Genomic DNA, 18,118 nt, shown 5'->3' with positions numbered 1-18,118 from the left:
CCACTACCCGTCCGTCGGTACCTGGGTGTTGGTGGTCCGTACGATGGGTGGGTGCCGTCAACATTGCCCGAGGGGGAGGTTGCGCCCCGGGACGGGGCGCTGCCGGAGTCCGCCGTACGCGAAGCCGCCGATCGGCCGTTGGGGTTCTACCTGCACGTGCCGTTCTGTGCATCGCGGTGCGGGTACTGCGACTTCAACACCTACACCGCGCGCGAGCTCGGCGGCGGTGGATCGCAGGCGTCGTACGCCGAGACCGCGGTCCGTGAGGTGCTCCTCGCCCGCCGGGTGCTGGGGGATCTCGATCGTCCGGTCGACACCGTCTTCTTCGGCGGCGGTACGCCGACGCTCCTGCCGGCGGCCGATCTCGGGAAGATGCTGGCCGCCGTCCGCGACGAGTTCGGGCTGGCGCCCGGCGCGGAGGTGACGACCGAGGCCAACCCGGAGTCGGTCGACCCCGTCTACCTCGACGAGCTGCGGGCGGTCGGTTTCAATCGGGTCAGCTTCGGCATGCAGAGCGCGTCGTCGCACGTGCTGAAGATCCTCGACCGCCGGCACACTCCCGGGCGTGCGCTGCAGGCTGTCAAAGAGGCGACCGCGGCCGGCTTCGAGCACGTCAACCTCGATCTGATCTACGGGACGCCGGGGGAGTCGCTGGACGACTGGCGCGCTTCACTCGAGTCGGCGCTGTCCGCTCAGCCCGATCACGTCAGCGCGTACGCGTTGATCGTCGAGGACGGGACGCAGCTGGCGCGGCGGATCCGGCGCGGGGAGTTGCCGATGCCGGACGACGACGATCTGGCCGACAAGTACGTGCTGGCCGACGAGCTGCTGACGGCCGAGGGCCTCGGCTGGTACGAGGTGTCCAACTGGGCCCGCAGTACGGCGGCCCGGTGCCGCCACAACGAGCTGTACTGGCGCGGCGACACCTGGTGGGGCATCGGCCCCGGCGCCCACAGCCACGTGGCCGGCACCCGCTGGTGGAACGTCAAGCACCCCACCGCCTACGCCGAACGCCTCAACACCGACCAAAGCCCCGCCCAAGCCCGAGAAACCCTCGACGAAGAAACCCGCCGAGTAGAGCGAGTCCTCCTGGAGGTGCGGCTGGAGGCCGGGGTGCCGCTGGAGATTCTGGACGACGGCGGCCTGGCCGCGGTCGAGCAGGTGGTCGGCGACGGTCTTGCGGTGATCGATGGTGATCGGCTCGTCCTGACCGACCGGGGGCGGTTGCTGGCTGATGCGGTGGTTCGGGATCTCTTGCCTTGAAGTGATCAGAAGTGATCACAGAGAGCTGTTGACGACTGTTGTGAGCAGGCGGCAGGATCTACGGTAAGCGTTTACTACCTCTCGAGGAGTCGCGATGCCGCCCTTCATCCGTCGTCGGCTGTTGCTTCAGGCCGGGCTTGCTGCCGGTGCGTTGACTGCGACAGGTCTGCCCACTCGAGCGTTCGCGGAGGACGAGTACGACGTACTGCGAGCCCGCTGGGCAGAGCTCAATACCGGGGGAGCGATCGACACCACCGACCCGGCGTACGCCGACGCGCTCGGCAAGCTGACGGCTCAGGCGCAGCAGTACGCCGGCACGATGATCACGACCCCCGACCGGACCGCGCTCTGGCCGGATCTGCCGTTGAGCCCGACCAGCGGGAACTTCTCGATCAGCTACACGCGGCTGAAGACGATCGCGCTGGCACGCGCGACCACCCGCACCACCGACTGGGCCGCCGAGCTCAGCGGCGCCCTCGACTTCCTCAACGCGACGGCCTACAACGAGACACTCAAAGAGACCGGCAACTGGTGGTTCTGGGAGATCGGCGCCCCGCGTGCCCTCCTCGACACCTGCATCCTGGCGTACGACGCCCTCGAAGCCGGCCAGCTCACCGCCTACCTGAAGGCCGTCGACCACTTCGTCCCGGACCCGAACCGACGGACCAACTCGCCGTCCCTCCGCGAGACCGGCGCGAACCGCGTCGACAAGTCGCTGATCGTCGCCCTCCGCGGCATCGTCGGCAAGTCCGCCGACAAGCTCGCGGCCGCGCGCGACGCACTCAGCGACGTCGCCGAATCCGGCCAGAACAGCATCTTCACCTACGTCACCACCGGCGACGGCTTCTACCGCGACGGCTCGTTCATCCAGCACGGCAACCTCGCGTACGTCGGCACGTACGGCAACGTCGCGCTCGGTGGAGTCGCGAACCTGATCGCCCTGCTCGGCGGCTCGACCTGGGCGATCGCCGACCCGAACCGCGCCGTACTGCTGGACGCGGTCGAGGCGAGCTTCGCCCCGTTCATGACCGACGGCCTGATGATGGACTGCGTCTCGGGCCGCGCGATCTCCCGCGAGGCCGCCGGCGACCATCGCAACGGTCACGCCACCACCTCGACCGTCCTGCTCCTGGCGGGCGGTGTCGCCGAGCCGTACGCCTCCCGCTTCAAGGCCCTCGCCAAAGGCTGGATCACCCGCGACCGCCTCGACGACTACTTGCCCGGCGCATCGATCCCCGAGATCTCCCGCGCCAAGACCCTCCTCGCCGACGCCACCATCACCCCGGTGCCGGCACAACCTCGGCATTTCCAGTTCTACAACCAGGACCGCGTCGTCCACCGCCGCCCCGGCTGGACGTTCGCCATCGCGATGTCGTCGACGCGGATCGCCCGCTACGAGTGGGGCAATGGCGAGAACCTCCGCGGCTGGTACGTCGGCGATGGCATGACGTATCTCTACACCGGCGACCAGTCGCAGTACTACGACGCGTACTGGCCGACCGTCGACGCACAACGCATGCCAGGTACGACGGTCAGCACGCAACCACGCCAGCCGGGCGGCACCGGCGCGGGCACCGGAACCGTTGCCGCGTACGCCGATTGGGTCGGCGGAGCGTCGTACAAGGACGTCGCCGGCGCGGTCGGCATGCACCTGATCAACTACGACAAGACCTTGCAGGCAAGGAAGTCGTGGTTCTGCCTACGCGACTCGATCGTTGCCCTGGGCGCCGGCATCACCGGCACCGACGGCTATCCGGCAGAGACGGTCGTCGAGAACCGCAACCTGCACGAGAACGGTACGGCGGCGCTCCTGGTCGACGGTCGCACAGCGGCAGGCACGTACGACGATCCGCGATGGGCGCACCTGGACGGCGTCGCCGGCTACATCTTCCCGCGCGGCGGCCGACTCACAACCCAGCTCGAGGACCGAACCGGGTCGTGGTCGGAGATCAACATCGGCAACGACACGGCCGGTTCGACCACGCCGCACACACGCCGGTACGCGAAGCTGATCCTCGAGCACGGCACCGCGACGGGCGAGTACGCCTACATCCTGTTGCCTGGAGCATCCAGTCGTCAGACGGCGGAACGGGCGCACGACCCAGGCACAACTGTCCTCGCCAACACCGCGAACGTCCAGGCGATCCGATCCCACCCCGAAGGCCTGACACTGGCGAACTTCTGGGTAGCCGGCCAGGTAGCCGAGATCACCAGCGATGGGCCGGCATCGGTGGTGATCGGCAAGGACGGGCGGACGACGACCGTCGCGGTGTCGGATCCGAGTCGGACCGCGCAGACCCTCAGGCTGACGATCAGGAAGCCGACCCGCAGCGTGGTCACGAAGGACGACACCGTGACCGTGGTCGAGACCGGCAAACAGCTGGTCCTCGACATCGCCGTTGGCGGCACCAACGGCAAGACGCACACCGCGTCGTTCCACTGAATTTCGCAAGCAACCGGGGTCGGCAATCCGCGCCGGCCGGGTCGCCGGTGGCTGGCAGTTCAACCAGGAGGTTGTTCGATCATGCCGCAGTACACGAGGCGACGTGTCCTTCAAGTAGCAGGAGCAGGCTTGGCGCTGGCCGCCGTACCGACAATGGCCAGGGCCGCGACCAGCCACACGTTCACCATCCGCGCGCTCCCGTCGGCACGCACCACCGAGCTCGACCGCACCCAGGACTCACTCAGCGCTACCGAGCTCCGCTCGACCGGCTTCTACTTGCCCGCAGCAACCGCTCTCAACCTGGTCGTCCACGACGGTCTGCTTCCCACCCTCGTGATCGGCGCCCCCGACGCCGACGCGCGACCGGAGTTCAAAGCGTCCCGTGAGTACCCGCTCCAGCTCGGACGCAACACGATCACCGATGCCGGCGGCGGCGTCGTGTACCTCAAGCTCATCGGCGCCACCGGTCAGGCCAAGGTCAGCATCGGCGACCAGGTGCAGCCGATGCCGTACTTCGTCCTCGGCTGCACCGGCGAGGCCGACTTCCAGCGCCAACTCGACGAGCGCACCACGCCGTACGTCGAACTCGTCGGCCCGCACGCGATCATCACCGTCGAACGCGCCTCGGCCCTGACCTACCGGACCGAGAACCACACCGACCTGCTCTCCACGTACGAGGACATCATCCGGATCGAGGACAGCACCAGCGGGTACGACGGGTCCGCGCCGGTGCACGCCCGGCTGGTGCACCCGTACCATTTCGTCGGCTACCCGTCCGCGATCACCGGCGTCGGCGCGTACGCGACCCACGGCCACATGTCGTTCCCACCGCCGATCCAGGACCGGATGCTGACCGTCGAGGGTCTGCAGATGCGCGGCTGGGGCATCTACCACGAGCTCGGCCACCAGCATCAGCAGATCACGTACAAGCCGAACTCGTTGACCGAGGTGACGGTCAACATCTACTCGCTCGCAGTCAACGCGGTCTTCGCCACGAAGTACGGGCAGCAGCCGCGGCTGCACGCACCGGACGCGAAGACCGGTCTCACCCCGTGGCAGAGCGCGCCCGGCAAGCTCCGCTCGCCAGGCGTCAACTACGGCACGACGTTCGACCCCTACGAGAAGCTGGTCATGTTCGAGCAGCTGAGGCTTGCCTTCGGCAACCAGTTCTGGCCGGACCTGCACAAGCTCGTCCGGGTGGAACGCCCCTACGCGAGCGACTACACCGACGAGGTACTCCGGCTACGCAACCTCGTCGTACTGTGCAGCCGGACCGCCGGTCACGACCTGAGCGACTTCTTCCGCGCCTGGGGCGTACCCGTGGACGCCGAAGCAACGGCCCAGCTCACTGCACTCGACCTCACCCCGCCGCCGACCGACCCGACCACGATCCGGGAGTGAACCAGGGCTGAGGGCACCCGGAACAGGGTGCCCTCAGTGCCCGAGTTCGGCCAGCCGGCGCTCCGGTGCAGGAGCCGCCTCGGCGAGCAGTTGGGTGTATTCGTGCCGCGGATTCAGAATCACGTCGTCGGCCGGCCCGCGCTCCACGACGGCCCCGCGGTACAGAACCATGATCTCGTCGCTGAAATGCCGTGCCGTCGCGAGGTCGTGGGTGATGTAGAGGACGCCGAGGTTCTCCTCCCGCTGCAGGGCGGCGAGCAGGTTGAGCACCCCGAGCCGGATCGACACGTCGAGCATCGACACCGGCTCGTCGGCGACCAGGATCGCCGGTTCCGGAGCGAGCGCCCGGGCGATCGCAACTCGTTGCCGTTGGCCACCAGACAGCTCGTGCGGCTTCCGGCCGACATAGTCCTCGTCCAGCCGGACCCGGCGTAGGAGCTCCAGCACGCGATCAGTGACCTGCTCGCGGGTGAAGTCCGGGTGGTGCAGCTTCACCGGCCGGCCCAGGTGATGGCCGATCGTGTGGTACGGATTCAGCGACCCGAACGGGTCCTGGAACACCATCTGCACAGCCTTCCGGTACGCCGCCGCGCGCGCACCGCGGTACTGCATCGGCTCGCCGTCCACCAGGATCGATCCGGAGGTGGGCCGTTCGAGCTGCATCAGCAACTTCGCGATCGTCGACTTGCCCGAACCGGACTGACCGACGAGCGCGATCGTGCGCCCCGGGGGCAACTCGAAGCTGACCTCGTCGACGGCCCGTAGCCGCGTGGTCCGCAAGCCGTCCCGGAGCCGGTACTCCTTGACCACATCGCGCATTTCGAGGACGCTCATCGGCTCTCCATTTCGACGGCCTCCACGGTCTGTTCCGTCTCGTCCAGCTCCATGTCGTCCAGGTCGCCGAGATCGCCGCTGCGGACGAAGGCGCCGCGTTCGCCGGTCAGGCTGGGGAACGACGAGAGCAGGCGCCGGGTGTAAGGGTGCTTGGGTTTCGTGTACAGCGTCAGCGCGTCGTCGAGCTCGACGATCAGGCCGGCCCGCATCACCGCGATCCGGTCGCTGATCTCGAGCAGCAGCGGCAGGTCGTGGGTGATGAAGATGACCGCGAACCCGAGCTCCGCGCGCAGCCGGGTGATCTCGAGCAGGATCTCCCGCTGGACGACGACGTCGAGCGCGGTCGTCGGCTCGTCCATGATGAGCACCTGCGGCTCGAGCGCGAGCGCCATCGCGATCATCACGCGCTGCCGCATGCCGCCGGACAGTTCATGGGGGTACGCGCGGAGCCGGTTCCGGTCGACGCCGACGCGTTCGAGCAGCTCGGCACAACGGATCCGGCGTTCCGCCTTGGTCAGCTCGGGCCGGTGCGTGATGAACACGTCCTCGAGCTGCTCGGCGATCCGCAGTACCGGGTTGAGCGAGTTCATCGCGCCCTGGAAGACCATCGCGATCTTGTCCCAGCGGAACGCGCGCAGATCGTCCCCGGCGAGGCCCGACAGGTCGACGTCGTACCCCTCCCGCGACGAGAACACGACCCGTCCGGAGGTGATGCGCGCCGGTGGCTTGAGCAGGCGGGTGATCGCGTACGCGAGCGTGGACTTCCCGCAGCCGCTCTCGCCCGCCAGGCCGAGGATCTCGCCGCGTTCCAGCGTGAGCGAGACTTCGCGGACCGCGTGCACAGTGGTCTCGGCCAGGTAGTCGATGCTGAGATTCTCGATGCTGAGCACAGCACTCATGCCTTCACGCTCCACTTGTTGCGCTCGGCGCGCGTCTGCGAGCGCAGCTTCGGGTTGATGATCTCGTCGATCGAGAAGTTGATCAGCGACAGGGCCGCGCCGAAGAGCGCGATCGCGAGTCCGGGTGGCGCGAACCACCACCAGGCGCCGAGCCGGAGCGCGAGCCCGTTCTGTGCGTAGAAGAGCATCGTGCCCCAGGTGAACGAGCCGGACGCACCGAGGCCGAGGAACGACAGCCCCGCCTCGCCGAGGATCGCGAAGATCACCGCGAACACGACCTGCGACGCGAGCAGCGGGATCAGGTTCGGCAGGATCTCGACGAACAGGATGCGCCAGCGTTTCTCGCCGCTGATCCGCGCGGCGAGCACGTAGTCGCGGCTGCGCACGCTCAGGGTGAAGCCGCGCAGGACGCGCGCGGAGCCGGCCCAGCTGGTGATCGCGAGCACCGCGGCCACCAGCCAGATCGACTTGTTCGGCACGTAGCTGGAGATCAGGATCACCAGCGGCAGGCCGGGGATGACGAGCATGATGTTGGTGAACAGCGAGAACGCCTCGTCCGCCCAGCCGCCGACGAAGGCCCCGACGATGCCGAAGAACGCCGACAGCAGCAGCGTCAGCGCGCCGACCACGACGCCGATGATCAGCGAGCCGCGGGTCGCGTACGCGAGCTGGGCGAAGACGTCCTGACCGGTCTGGGTGGTACCGAGCAGGAAGCCGTTGCCGGGGGCGGTCAGCCCGATGTCCCGGACGGTCGACGGATTGCCGACGAGCAGCGGGCCGACGACGCCGAACACGACGATGACACCGGCGATACCCAGGCCGACGGCCAGCTTGAGCGTCATCGGCGGCAGCCGGCGCCGGGCCGGCGCCGCTGCCGTGGTCGCCGCCTGCGCTGCCCCTTCAGTGGTGATAGCCAAATCAGTTCACCTCTCAGGATCGCGCACGGGTGCGTGGGTCGATGACGCCGTACAGCAGGTCGACGAGCAGGTTGGCGCCGAGGACCGCGAGCGTGATGATCAGGAAGACGCCCTGCATCAGCGCGTAGTCGTTGTTGCCGACGGCAAGCAGCAGCGCGGAGCCGATCCCGGGGTACGTGAACACCGCCTCGGTGACGATCGAACCCGCGACCACGAAGCCGAGCGAGATCGCGAACCCGGAGATCGACGGCAGGATCGCGTTCCGGGCGACGTAGCGCGACCGGATCCGGCGTGGCGTCAGCCCCTTCGCCTCGGCGGTGACGACGAAGTCCTCGGACAGCGTCGAGACCATCATGTTGCGCATGCCGAGCATCCAGCCGCCGATCGACGAGATGACGATGGTCAGCCCCGGAAGCGTGCCGTGGTACACGATCGACTGTGCGAACGGCAGGTTCCACCCCGGCGTCACGGAGTACACGTCGTACCCGCCGTTGAGGGGGAAGACCGGCCACGTGCTGCCGAGCAGGAACAGCAACAGCAGCGCCAGCCAGAAGTACGGCACCGACTGCAGCATCGTGGTGACGGGGATCAGGTTGTCGATCCACGATCCACGGCGCCAGCCTGCGGCCCGGCCGAGCAGGATGCCGACGGCGAACGAGATCACCGTCGCCAGCCCGATCAGGCCGACGGTCCAGGGCAGGGTCTGACCGATGACCTGGGAGACCGGCTCCGGGAAGTACGCGATCGAGGTCCCGAGGTCTCCGGACACCAGTTGGTGAAGGTACTTCCAGTACTGCGCCCACAGGGACGAATGCGTGTCCGTCCCGAGCAGCGCCTCGATGGCTGCCCGGGTCGTCGGGGTGACCGGACCTTTCGTCGCCAGCTTCGACAGCATGAGGTCGACCGGGTTCCCCGGCATCAGCCGGGGAATCAGGAAGTTCAGCGTCAGTGCTGCCCAGAGGGCGGCGACGTAGAAGACGAGCTTTCGCAGCAGATAACGCACAGTCGGCCGCTACTTGGCGGGGGTGATGGACTTGAGCACGATGCCGGCGTCCCAGGCCTTCCAGGCCGCGGGCAGGACGTAGGTGTTGTCCTTGGTCGGCCAGCCGGTCGCGCGCGAGGTGTTGAACTCGGTGAGCATCGAGTTCACGTAGACCGGGATGTAGGGCAGTTGGTCCGCGATGACGCTCTGGATCTTCGCGTACGCCGCCTTCTGCGCGGCCTGGTCGGTCGTACCGGCCGCCGCCGTGAGGGCCGCGTCCACGGTCGGGTTGGAGAACCGGGACTGGTTGCCGGCCGAGGCGCTCTTGCCGACCGCGGCGGTGTTCGTCGAGGCGAGCTTGCTGTCGTAGGTGAAGTACGGGTTCGTGGAGGCGCCGAGGCCGACGGAGTCGAGCGACAGCTGGAACTTGCCGTTCGTCTGGGCGGCGTTCCATTCGTTCCACGAGACCTGGCTGGGTTTCAGCTCGATGCCGACCGCGGCGAGCTGCTGCTTGAGGGTGTCGTTGATCGAGATGTAGTCGCTCCAGCCCGTCACGGTCTGGACGGTCAGCGTGAGGCGCTTGCCGGCCTTGGTCCGTACGCCGTCGCTGCCCTTGGTCCAGCCGGCCGCGTCGAGAAGCTTGCCCGCCTCGTCGGCGTTGGCGCTCTGCGGAAGCTTGGCGGAACCGGAATCCGCGATCCACTGGTCGTCCCGGCCCGGCAGCAACAGCGTCGGCGAACCGACGCCCGCGACGCCGCCGCCGGCCAGCTTGGCGAGTTGCTCGCGGTTCATGGCCAGGTAGATCGCCTTGCGTACCGCGGGATCGGTCTGCGGACCGGCGCACCCGAGCTCGGCGTTCGAGCAGGTCACGATCACTGTCGTCATCACGGGAGTGTTGACGTAGGTCAGGTCCTTGTTGGACTTCATGATGTTGTCGATCCCGGGCAGGTACGCACTCGCCCAGTCGACCTTGCCGGCCACAAGGGCCGCGCTGGCCGCGTCCGCCGACTGCACCGGCAGGTAGCGGACCTCCTTGATGGTGGGTTTGCCCGTCTCCCAGTACTGGTCGTTCTTGGTCAGCACGTAGCTCTGCGGCGTGAACGACTTCAGCTTGAACGGGCCGGTGCCGACCGGGTTCTCGTTGAGGTTCGTGGTCGGGTCCTTGATGTCCTTCCAGATGTGCTCGGGCACGATCGCCTGGTTCGCGAGTACGGCGGGCTCCTGCATCAGGGACTTCGACTTGAACGTCAGTACGGCGGTGTCGTCAGCGGCGGCCTTGGCCGTGGCGGCGAGGCCGGACGGGTTGAGCGCCGGGGTCTTCGCGACCAGGTTGAACGTGTAGGCGACGTCCTTCGCGGTGAACGGCTGGCCGTCGTTCCACTTCACGCCGTGGCGGAGCTTGATCGTGAGCTCGGTGCCGGCCGAGTTCCACGAGTAGCCGGTGGCGAGCACCGGCGTCGCCTCGGACTGCTTCGCGAAGTTGTACCAGTACAGCGGCTCGTAAATGACGCCCAGCGTCGGCTGCAGCGCGGTCGAGCTGAACGGGTTGAAGTTCTTGGCGGTGATGTCGCCGGCCGCGACCGTGATCGAGGCGTCCTTGGTGGCGGCCTGGCCGCCGCCGTTGGCGGCGCCGGAGCAGGCGCCGAGCGTGAGGGCCGTTGCGGTCACGGCGGCCACGGCGCTCACCAGGCGTCGTAGCCGCGGGCGGTTCGTGGAGTTCCGGAGCATGGGGGGATTCCTTTCCGGGCATGCATGGTCCGCACCAACGCGGTCCTTGGAACGCGTCACCCGGCAGCCGGCCAGGGAGCTGGGCGGTAACTTAGTTGGCCTAATAAACTTGGCGCAAGGGGTCGGCCGGGTAACGATTTGACCGCGCAGGGTCGCGAAGGGGCGGCGGCTCCTGCGACCAGCACCCTCGCGCAACCGCGCCATCTCAGGGGTCAACCCCTGAGATGGCCACATCCCCAGCACGCGCCGCGGCGCCATCTGAGGGGTCAACCCCTGGGCGTGTGGGTTCGCTCGTGGCATGCGGGGGTCTAACCGGCGATTTGAGGGGTTGACCCCTCAGATGGTTACGTCGTCGGCGCGTGGCCGCGCCCGCCTGGGCTATCTCGGGGGTCAATCCCTGGGCGTGTGGGTTCGCTCGTGGCATGCGGGGGTCTGACCGGCCATCTGAGGGGTTGACCCCTCAGATGGCTTCGCCGGCACGACCGCCGGCAGGGCAGCGCGGGGGCGGGGGCGCGCGGGGGTGGGGTGCGGTGGGGTGGGGTGCGGTGGGGGTGGTGCGGCGGGGGCGGCGGGGGCGGCGGGGGCGGCGGGGTGGTGTGGGGGTGGTGGCTAGGCCGAGAGGGCGTGCTCGGACTTGAGCATCATCAGCGCGGCGCCGATCGCCGCCGCGTCGTGGCCCCGCTCGTCCAGCACCACCTCGGTGCCGACGCTGCGCCCGAAGACCGAGCTCAGGATCCGCTCCTGCAGGATCGGCAGGTAGATCGTCCCGGCGACGGCGAACGCCGGCCCGGTGAGGACCAGCAGCTGTACGTCGTACATGTTGGCGATCGTCTGCGCGCCGATGGCGATCCACGCGGCGGAGTCCCGGAGGATCGCCTCCGCGCGCGAGTCCCCGCTCAGCGCGAGGCGCGCGATGGCGGCGAAGGCCGCGACACCGGAGTGCCGGTGCGAGCCGAGGTCGAGCCCGGCCGCGCGGGCCTTGGCGACGACCGCGGCCGGTCCGGCGAGTGCCTCGAGGCAGCCGGTGCCTCCGCACCAGCACCGCGGGCCGCCGATCTGGACGCAGATGTGCCCGACCTCGCCGGCGTTGCCGTGCGCGCCCTGGTAGACGTTGCCGTTGAGCCGCAGGCCGGATCCGATGCCCTCGCTCATGAACAGCGCGGCCATCACCGAGACGTCGTGGCTGGTGGTGAGGCGGGTGCCCGCCGCGGCCGCGGTCGCGTCGTTCTCGAGCAGTGCAGGCATCCCGAGCAGCTCTTGGAGGCGGCTGCGGATCGGGAAGCCGATCCAGCGCGTCATCGACGGCGGAGCCGACGTCACCCCGCGGTTGCGGATCAGCGGGCCGGGGCAGACGAAGCCGAGGCCGAGCACGAGCGCCGGATCGACACCGGAGCGCGCGATCAGCTCGCGGGTCTCGATCGCCACCCGCTCGACGACGTCCGCTGGGTCGCTCTCGTCGCCCGGCCCGTCCCGCCGCCAGCGCGCGACCACTCCGCCGGCGTAGTCGACCAGCACGTACGTCAGGCTGTCCTCGCTCAGATGTACGCCGACGACGTACCGCGCCGCCGCGCGGATCTGCAGGAGCGTACGGGGCTTGCCGCCGATGGAGGTCGACGTACCGCGACCGGTCTCGGCGACCAGGCCGTCGTCGATCAGCCGCCGGACGACCGCGGTGACCGATGGTGCCTTCAGGCCGGTGAGCTGGGTAAGTTCGACCCGGCTGAGGGTGCCGGCGGAGCGGATGCGGTCGACGATGAGGGCGCGGCTGCTCGTCGGCGCCGGATCGTAGCCCGGCGGCTGCGAGGAGTCGCTGACCTGCTGCATCGGTACATCCGCCTTCTGTCCGGTTAGTTAGATCTGTGAATATAGTGGGAACGGCCGCCTAGGAGGGCAGTTTATGCAGGACGTGACATCCCGGGATCGCATTGCCGGGCTGGTGCTGGCGCGTCCTGACCGGTTGCTCGGGATGGAGCCGTTCATGGCCGACGTCGTCCAGGGCATCGAGGAGTACTTCGCCGGGCGGCACTGCAGCCTGCTGATCGAGTTCACCGCCGACGTCGCCGGCGAGATCGAGATCTGGCGCCGCTGGGTGGCCGGCGAGTACGTCGATGGGATCGTCATGGTGGATCTGCGCAGCAACGACCCGCGCCTGGCCGAGCTCGAGCGCCTGCGGACGCCCTCGGTGCTGCTCGGCGGCCCCGAGTCGCAGGCGCCGATCACGAACGTGCTGGTCGACAACGCCGAGGGCGCCCGGGCGGCGGTTCGTGCGCTGGCCGACCTCGGGCATCGTCAAATCGCCAGGGTGAGCGGCCCACGCGACATGATGCACTGCCAGGCCCGGGACGTGGCGTTCATCGAGACCTGCGCGCAGCGGGACGTGGACGGTCAGCTCATCGAGGGGGACTACTCCGAGGACTCCGGCCGCGAGGCGACCCGGCAGTTGCTGACCGGCGACCGGATCCCGAGTGCCGTTGTCTACGACAACGACCTGATGGCGATCGGCGGTCTGACCGTTGCGAAGGAGCTCGACGTCACGGTGCCGGACGATCTGTCGATCATCGCCTGGGACGACACCGCCGTGGCCCGCCTCGCCCATCCGCCGTTGAGCGTGGTCACTGTCGACGTCCACGGCCTCGGCACGATCGTCGGCGAGGCGATCCTCGCGGCGATGGACGGCGCCGACGTGACGACGTACCACGTGCCGAAGCCGACGATCCGGCTGGCGCAGTCGACGGTCAGCCGGAAGTGAACCAGGACGAAGGCACCCACCGGGTCGAGGTGGGTGCCTTCGCCGTTCCGGGGATCACTCGCGCAGGAAGAGCTCGATCACGCAGCTGTCGACGTCGGGCGTGCGGTTCGGCAGCTTCAACGTCAGCGTGTTGTCCGGCAGGCCCGCGAGGTACGTGTGACCTGGCGCCGAGGGATCGACTGCCACCCGCTGTACCTCGGACGCGTCGTGCAGGAATTGTGCGTAGGAGACCTTGTCGCCGAGGCCGGGCAGGTGGAGATGTCCCATCGGCCACGCGAAGATGTGCAGGTACAGGCGACGGCCGTTCTGCGTGTAGCGGCAGTCGGCCGGTGGGACGTAGGTGCTCGGGCCGCAGTCGCGGACGGACCGTTCGTGCAGTCGCATCCAGTCGCCGATCCCGTCGAGGACCGTGAGCGCTCGCGGTTCCCAGGCGCCGCGGCCGTTCGGGCCGACGTTGAGCAGCATGTTGCCGCCCTTCGAGACCGCGTCGACCAGCATCCGGATCAGTAGTGCCGGGGACTTCCAGTCGTGGTTGTCCCGGTGGTAGCCCCAGCTGCCGTTCAGCGTGTGGCACGCCTCCCACGGCACCTGCGTACCGTTGCCAGCCGCAACCTCGTTGCCCGGCGGCTGCACCTGCTCGGGCGTGGTGAAGTCGCCCGCGCCGAGCCCGAGCCGGTTGTTCACCAGGATCCCTGGCTGTAGCTCGCGCACCATCCGCAGCAGCTCGGCCGACCGCCACTCGTCCGGACCCTTGGCGTTGAACCCGCGATCGGCGTACGAGAAGTCGAACCACATCACGTCGATCTTCCCGTACTCCGTCAGCAGTTCGCGGACCTGCCCGTGCAGGTAGTCGGCGTACTTCGCGACGTCGCGGTCGGCGGTACGGTCGATGAAGTCGACGTCCTTGCGCTGCGGGTGGTACAGGTCGACCGGGAACTCGGGATGGTGCCAGTCGAGGAGCGAGTGGTACAGCCCGATCTTGAACCCGCGCTCGCGGAACGCCGTCACCATCGGGGCGAGCAGATCCTTGCCCCACGGTGTGTTCGGCGCCGAGTAGTCGGTCAGCTTGGAGTCCCACAGACAGAAGCCGTCGTGGTGCTTGGTGGTGATGACGAGATAGCGCATCCCGGCGTTCCAGGCGTCCTCGGCCCAGCGCTCCGGGTCGTAGAGATCCGGCGAGAAGTGGTCGAAGTACGGCTGGTAGTCGGTGTCGGTGAGCTGCTCGTACGACTTCACCCACTCGTGCCGCGCGGCGGCCGCGTAGATGCCCCAGTGCACGAACAGCCCGAACCTTGCCTCGGTCAACCAACTCATCGCGGGCTCGCACCGCCGAGCGCCGACTCGAACTCGCCGCGGATCTTGTCGCCGCCGTCCTTGGCCCACTTCTTCACCGCGGCGTCGAACGCGCTGATCGGCTTCCGGCCGGCGATCACGTCGTTGCGTACGTCGGTCAGTGGCTGGCCGATGTCACCGCCGGACTTGTCGTTGGTCGGCGAGATCAGGCTCGCGGTCGGGTCCTTCGCGACCATGCCGATCAGCTTGGTCAGATCCTCGTGGGCGCGGTCGACGTACGTCGGCGAGTCCGCGTTGTAGAGCGCCTGCGGGGCGGCGGTGATGTACTTCCACGGCACCGTCAGCTCGGCCTCGCCCTTGCTGGTCGGCGTCGGGTCGCCCTTCGCGTCGCGGGTGAAATCGACGCCTTCGACGCCGTACGTGAGCAGCAGGTTCTCGGTGCTGCCGAACGGGGCGGCGAAGAAGTTCGCGACCGCGAGCAGTTCCTTGGCGCGGGTGTCGTCGGACTTCTTCATCAGCGTGTACGCGAACAGGATGTTGTCCGACCAGGTGTTCGCCTTCCCGCCCTTCGGCGCCATCGGGACGAACGCGCGCGGGTCGTTCTTCGGGTCCAGGCGGGACATGTCCTTGACATAGCCGGGGTAGCCCGGGAATCCGTCATACACGAGCGCGCCCTTGCCGGAGCGGAACGCGTTCTTGCGGGCGGTGCCGTCGATGCCGTCCGAGCCCGGGACGAGCACCTTGGCCTTGACCAGTTCGATGGCGAACTCGAGCGCGGCCTTGTACTCCGGGGTCTCGAAGCTGCGGACCAGCTTGCCGCCGTCGAGCCGCCAGCCGTTCGGCACACCGAACATCTGCTGGATCATCGTGAAGAACGTGTTGCCCTTCGAGTTCACGATCGCCCAGCGGCCGTCCTGGGGCTTGGTCAGCTCCTTGCAGGCGGCAAGGAAATCCTCGGCGGTGGCCGGGTACTCGACACCGGCCTCGTCGAACATCCGCTTGTTGTAGAAGCCGGCGCCGCCGGTGATGCTGCGCGGGATCGGCAGCCCGTAGATCTTGTCCTCGACCACGCACGCCTGCCAGATCACGGCGGGGATGTTGGCCAGGTTCGGGTAGTCCTTGACCTTGTCACCGGACAGGTACGGCGTCAGGTCGGTGCACTTGGCCTTGAGGAACGCGGGCAGGTTGTTGACCGCGGTCGGGTCGGTGAGCAGCACCAGGTCGGGCAGTTGGTTCGCGGCCAGCACGGTCTGGAACTTCGTTGCCCAGTCGCTGTCCGGCACGATCGTCAGGTCCAGGGTGCCGCCGAGCTTCTGCTCCACGGCCTGCCAGGCGGCGTTCTTGTCCCGGGACGGCGGCAACGGATCGAAGATGTCGGTCATCACGCTGACCTTGCCGCCGTTGAGCGGTGGCTTGGGCACGGTGGTGACGAGATCCTTCGGATAGGTCCGGTAGCCCGGCGGTACGCCGTTCGCCGTACCGGGGAGGTCAGGCTTCGGTCCGTTGAAGGCGACGTACGTCGGGAGCGTCACCGAGGACGCGCGGGCGGTACCGACCGCCGTACTTCCGTTGCTGCAGGCAACCAGCGCCGGAACGCCGGTGGCGCTCATCACGGCGACGCCGACTGCGCTGCGCAGGAAGCTCCGGCGGCTGAAAGGTGGGGTGGTCACGGTCTTTCTCCTAACCCTTGATGGCGCCGGTGAGTACGCCCTTGGTGAAGTAGCGCTGCAGGAACGGATAGACGCAGAGGATCGGGACGAGCGCCACGACGACGACCGCCATCTGCACGGCCTGGATCGACGCGACCGCCTCACCCGGTGATTCGGTGCCGCTGCCGACCGGCTGGCCCTGCAGGACGTACAGACGAAGTACGAGCGGCAGCGGCCACTTGCCGGTGTCGTTGAGGTAGAGCAAGGCGTTGAAGAACGCGTTCCAGTGGCCGACCGCGTAGAACAGCGCGACGACCGCGAGGACTGCCTTCGACAGCGGCAGCACGATCCGGATCAGGATCGCGAAGTCGCCGGCGCCGTCGATCCGGGCGCTGTCCAGCAGCTCGGACGGGATGTTCTGGAAGAAGTTCCGCAGTACCAGGAAGTTGAAGGCGCTGACCAGGCCGGGGACGATCAGCGCGGTGTACGAGTCGTACATGCCGAGCGCCTTGACCAGCAGGAAGTTCGGGATGATGCCGGCGCCGAACAACAGTGTGAACAATACTGCTGTCAGCACGAACCGGCCGCCGACGATCGGGCGGCTGAGCCCGTACGCCAGCGCGATCGTGACGACCAGGTTGAGCGCCGTACCGATGATCGTGATGCCGGCGCTGACCAGCAGGGCGTGGCTCACCACGCCGCCCGCGAAGATCGTCCGGTACGCCGCCAGCGTCGGCTCGCTCGGGAACAGCGGAATGATGCCGCCGCGCCGGGTGATCTCGGACTCGCCGGCCAGACTCGTGGCGAGGATGTTCACGAACGGGTACAGCACGAGCAGGCAGACGATCGCGATCACGACGCCCTTGATCGCCAGGCCGAGCTTGGTCGGCGCCTCCATCCACGGCGGCCGTTGCGAGGTCGTCATCGGCTGTAGATCCCTTCGTGGCCGAAGCGGTGGGCGAGCTTGTTCGCGCCGAGGATCAGGACCAGGCCGATCACGCCCTTGACCAGGCCGACCGCGGCAGCCGGACCCCATTGGCCGTCGAGTACGCCGTGGAAGTAGACGTAGGTGTCGAGTACTTCGGCGGCGTCGGCGCCGACCGCGTCGCGCTGGAGCAGGATCTGCTCGAAGCCGACCGAGAGGATGCTGCCCAGGTTGAGGATCAGGAGGAGCAACGTGACCGGCACGATGCCCGGCAATGTCACGTGCCACAGCCGACGCCACCGGTCTGCGCCGTCGATCGCGGCCGCTTCGTAGTGCTCGGTGTCGATGTTGAGCAGCGCGGCGAGGTAGATGATCGTGCCCCAGCCGGCGTCCTTCCAGATCAGCTGCAGCGTCACCAGCCACGGGAAGAAGCCGGAGCTGGTCATGAGATCGACGCGCGGTAGGCCGAGGTCGCCGAGCAGCTGGGGGAGCAGGCCGGTGCCGCCGATCAGCTGCTGGCTGATCGAAATCAGGATCACCCAGCCGATGAAGTGCGGCAGATAGACGACGCTCTGCACGAATCTGCGGATCTTCGGGCTGACGATGCTGTTGAGGAGCAGGGCCAGACCGAGCGGAGCCGGGAAGAACAGGACCAGTTGGAGTACGGCGAACTTCAGCGTGTTGAGCAGTGCGCGGTAGAAGTCCGGCTCGGTGAACACGGTGAAGTTGCCGAACCCGACCCACGGACTGCCCTTGAAGCCGAGGTACGGCTGGTAGTCCTGGAAGACGATCACGTTGCCGAGCAGCGGCACGTAGTGGAACACCACGAAGAACAGGAAGCCGGGCAGCACCAGCAGCAGCATCGTGCGGTCGCGCCGGAGTCGCTGGCGCAGTCCCGGGCCGGGCCCTGCCCGCCGGGCTGCGCGTCGCCCTACCTGCCGATGCATGAGGCGCCCCCTGATAGTAAGCGTTTGCTATCTCGAATGGCAGTAACCATGAAACGTTCACCGCCTTGCTGTCAAGCGCTAGCTGGAA

At 68.0% G+C, this 18,118-nt stretch carries 14 protein-coding genes; 4 read left to right on the top strand and 10 right to left on the bottom strand.

What is annotated here, in order from left to right; translation table 11 throughout:
- Positions 1-51 precede the first annotated feature (51 nt).
- The 3 genes from hemW to ACIA58_RS16255 all read left to right on the top strand — a co-directional run bounded on the left by hemW (position 52) and on the right by ACIA58_RS16255 (position 5,107).
- Complete coding sequence (gene hemW, locus ACIA58_RS16265) at positions 52-1,263, top strand: radical SAM family heme chaperone HemW (protein WP_396404451.1); 1,212 nt, start codon at positions 52-54, stop codon at positions 1,261-1,263.
- A gap of 94 nt (positions 1,264-1,357) precedes the next feature.
- The gene (locus tag ACIA58_RS16260) at positions 1,358-3,706 is read left to right on the top strand and encodes a polysaccharide lyase 8 family protein (protein WP_396404450.1); all 2,349 of its coding nucleotides are present in this window, start codon (positions 1,358-1,360) and stop codon (positions 3,704-3,706) included.
- 81 nt (positions 3,707-3,787) lie between these two features.
- Complete coding sequence (locus ACIA58_RS16255) at positions 3,788-5,107, top strand: M60 family metallopeptidase (RefSeq protein WP_396404449.1); 1,320 nt, start codon at positions 3,788-3,790, stop codon at positions 5,105-5,107.
- A 33-nt stretch (positions 5,108-5,140) separates the two neighbouring features.
- Here ACIA58_RS16255 and ACIA58_RS16250 read toward each other — a convergent pair whose 3' ends face one another.
- The 6 genes from ACIA58_RS16250 to ACIA58_RS16225 form a co-directional block, all read right to left on the bottom strand.
- Positions 5,141-5,941, bottom strand: a complete 801-nt coding sequence (locus ACIA58_RS16250) for an ABC transporter ATP-binding protein (RefSeq protein ID WP_396404448.1) — start codon at positions 5,939-5,941, stop codon at positions 5,141-5,143.
- Positions 5,938-6,840 carry an ABC transporter ATP-binding protein gene (locus ACIA58_RS16245; protein WP_396404447.1) on the bottom strand — a complete coding sequence of 301 codons (903 nt, stop codon included), beginning with the start codon at positions 6,838-6,840 and terminating at the stop codon, positions 5,938-5,940. Before ACIA58_RS16245 ends, ACIA58_RS16250 begins: the two co-directional genes overlap by 4 nt.
- Positions 6,837-7,757, bottom strand: a complete 921-nt coding sequence (locus ACIA58_RS16240) for an ABC transporter permease (protein ID WP_396404446.1) — start codon at positions 7,755-7,757, stop codon at positions 6,837-6,839. The genes ACIA58_RS16245 and ACIA58_RS16240 overlap by 4 nt, the downstream gene beginning before the upstream one ends.
- Before the next feature lie 13 nt (positions 7,758-7,770).
- A complete protein-coding gene (locus tag ACIA58_RS16235) occupies positions 7,771-8,760 on the bottom strand; it encodes an ABC transporter permease (RefSeq protein ID WP_396404445.1) in 990 nt (329 codons plus the stop codon).
- Between the two features lie 9 nt (positions 8,761-8,769).
- The gene (locus ACIA58_RS16230) at positions 8,770-10,467 is read right to left on the bottom strand and encodes an ABC transporter substrate-binding protein (protein WP_396404444.1); all 1,698 of its coding nucleotides are present in this window, start codon (positions 10,465-10,467) and stop codon (positions 8,770-8,772) included.
- 609 nt (positions 10,468-11,076) lie between these two features.
- Positions 11,077-12,291, bottom strand: coding sequence for an ROK family protein (locus ACIA58_RS16225; protein ID WP_396404443.1), 1,215 nt, complete (start codon positions 12,289-12,291; stop codon positions 11,077-11,079).
- Positions 12,292-12,364: 73 nt separating this feature from the next.
- Between ACIA58_RS16225 and ACIA58_RS16220 the strand changes: the two genes are divergently transcribed.
- Complete coding sequence (locus ACIA58_RS16220; RefSeq protein WP_396404442.1) at positions 12,365-13,216, top strand: LacI family DNA-binding transcriptional regulator; 852 nt, start codon at positions 12,365-12,367, stop codon at positions 13,214-13,216.
- A gap of 54 nt (positions 13,217-13,270) precedes the next feature.
- Here ACIA58_RS16220 and ACIA58_RS16215 read toward each other — a convergent pair whose 3' ends face one another.
- From ACIA58_RS16215 to ACIA58_RS16200, 4 genes are read right to left on the bottom strand one after another with little or no spacing between them, the layout of a single operon-like run.
- Positions 13,271-14,530 (bottom strand): alpha-L-fucosidase, encoded by a 1,260-nt coding sequence (locus ACIA58_RS16215; RefSeq protein ID WP_396404441.1) that lies wholly within the window; start codon positions 14,528-14,530, stop codon positions 13,271-13,273.
- A complete protein-coding gene (locus ACIA58_RS16210; RefSeq protein ID WP_396404440.1) occupies positions 14,527-16,179 on the bottom strand; it encodes a hypothetical protein in 1,653 nt (550 codons plus the stop codon). The genes ACIA58_RS16215 and ACIA58_RS16210 overlap by 4 nt, the downstream gene beginning before the upstream one ends.
- A 10-nt stretch (positions 16,180-16,189) precedes the next feature.
- Entirely contained in the window at positions 16,190-17,083 is an 894-nt protein-coding gene (locus ACIA58_RS16205) for a carbohydrate ABC transporter permease (RefSeq protein WP_396404439.1), read from the bottom strand.
- On the bottom strand, positions 17,080-18,030 hold the full coding sequence (locus ACIA58_RS16200; protein WP_396404438.1) for an ABC transporter permease: 951 nt from the start codon (positions 18,028-18,030) through the stop codon (positions 17,080-17,082). Before ACIA58_RS16200 ends, ACIA58_RS16205 begins: the two co-directional genes overlap by 4 nt.
- Between the last annotated feature and the right edge of the window lie 88 nt (positions 18,031-18,118).

The sequence above is a fragment of the Kribbella sp. NPDC051586 genome (assembly GCF_044453965.1).
GTDB lineage: Bacteria > Actinomycetota > Actinomycetes > Propionibacteriales > Kribbellaceae > Kribbella.
The sequence above is the reverse complement of the archived record's forward strand: the minus strand, read 5'-3'. Positions and strand labels throughout refer to the sequence as shown.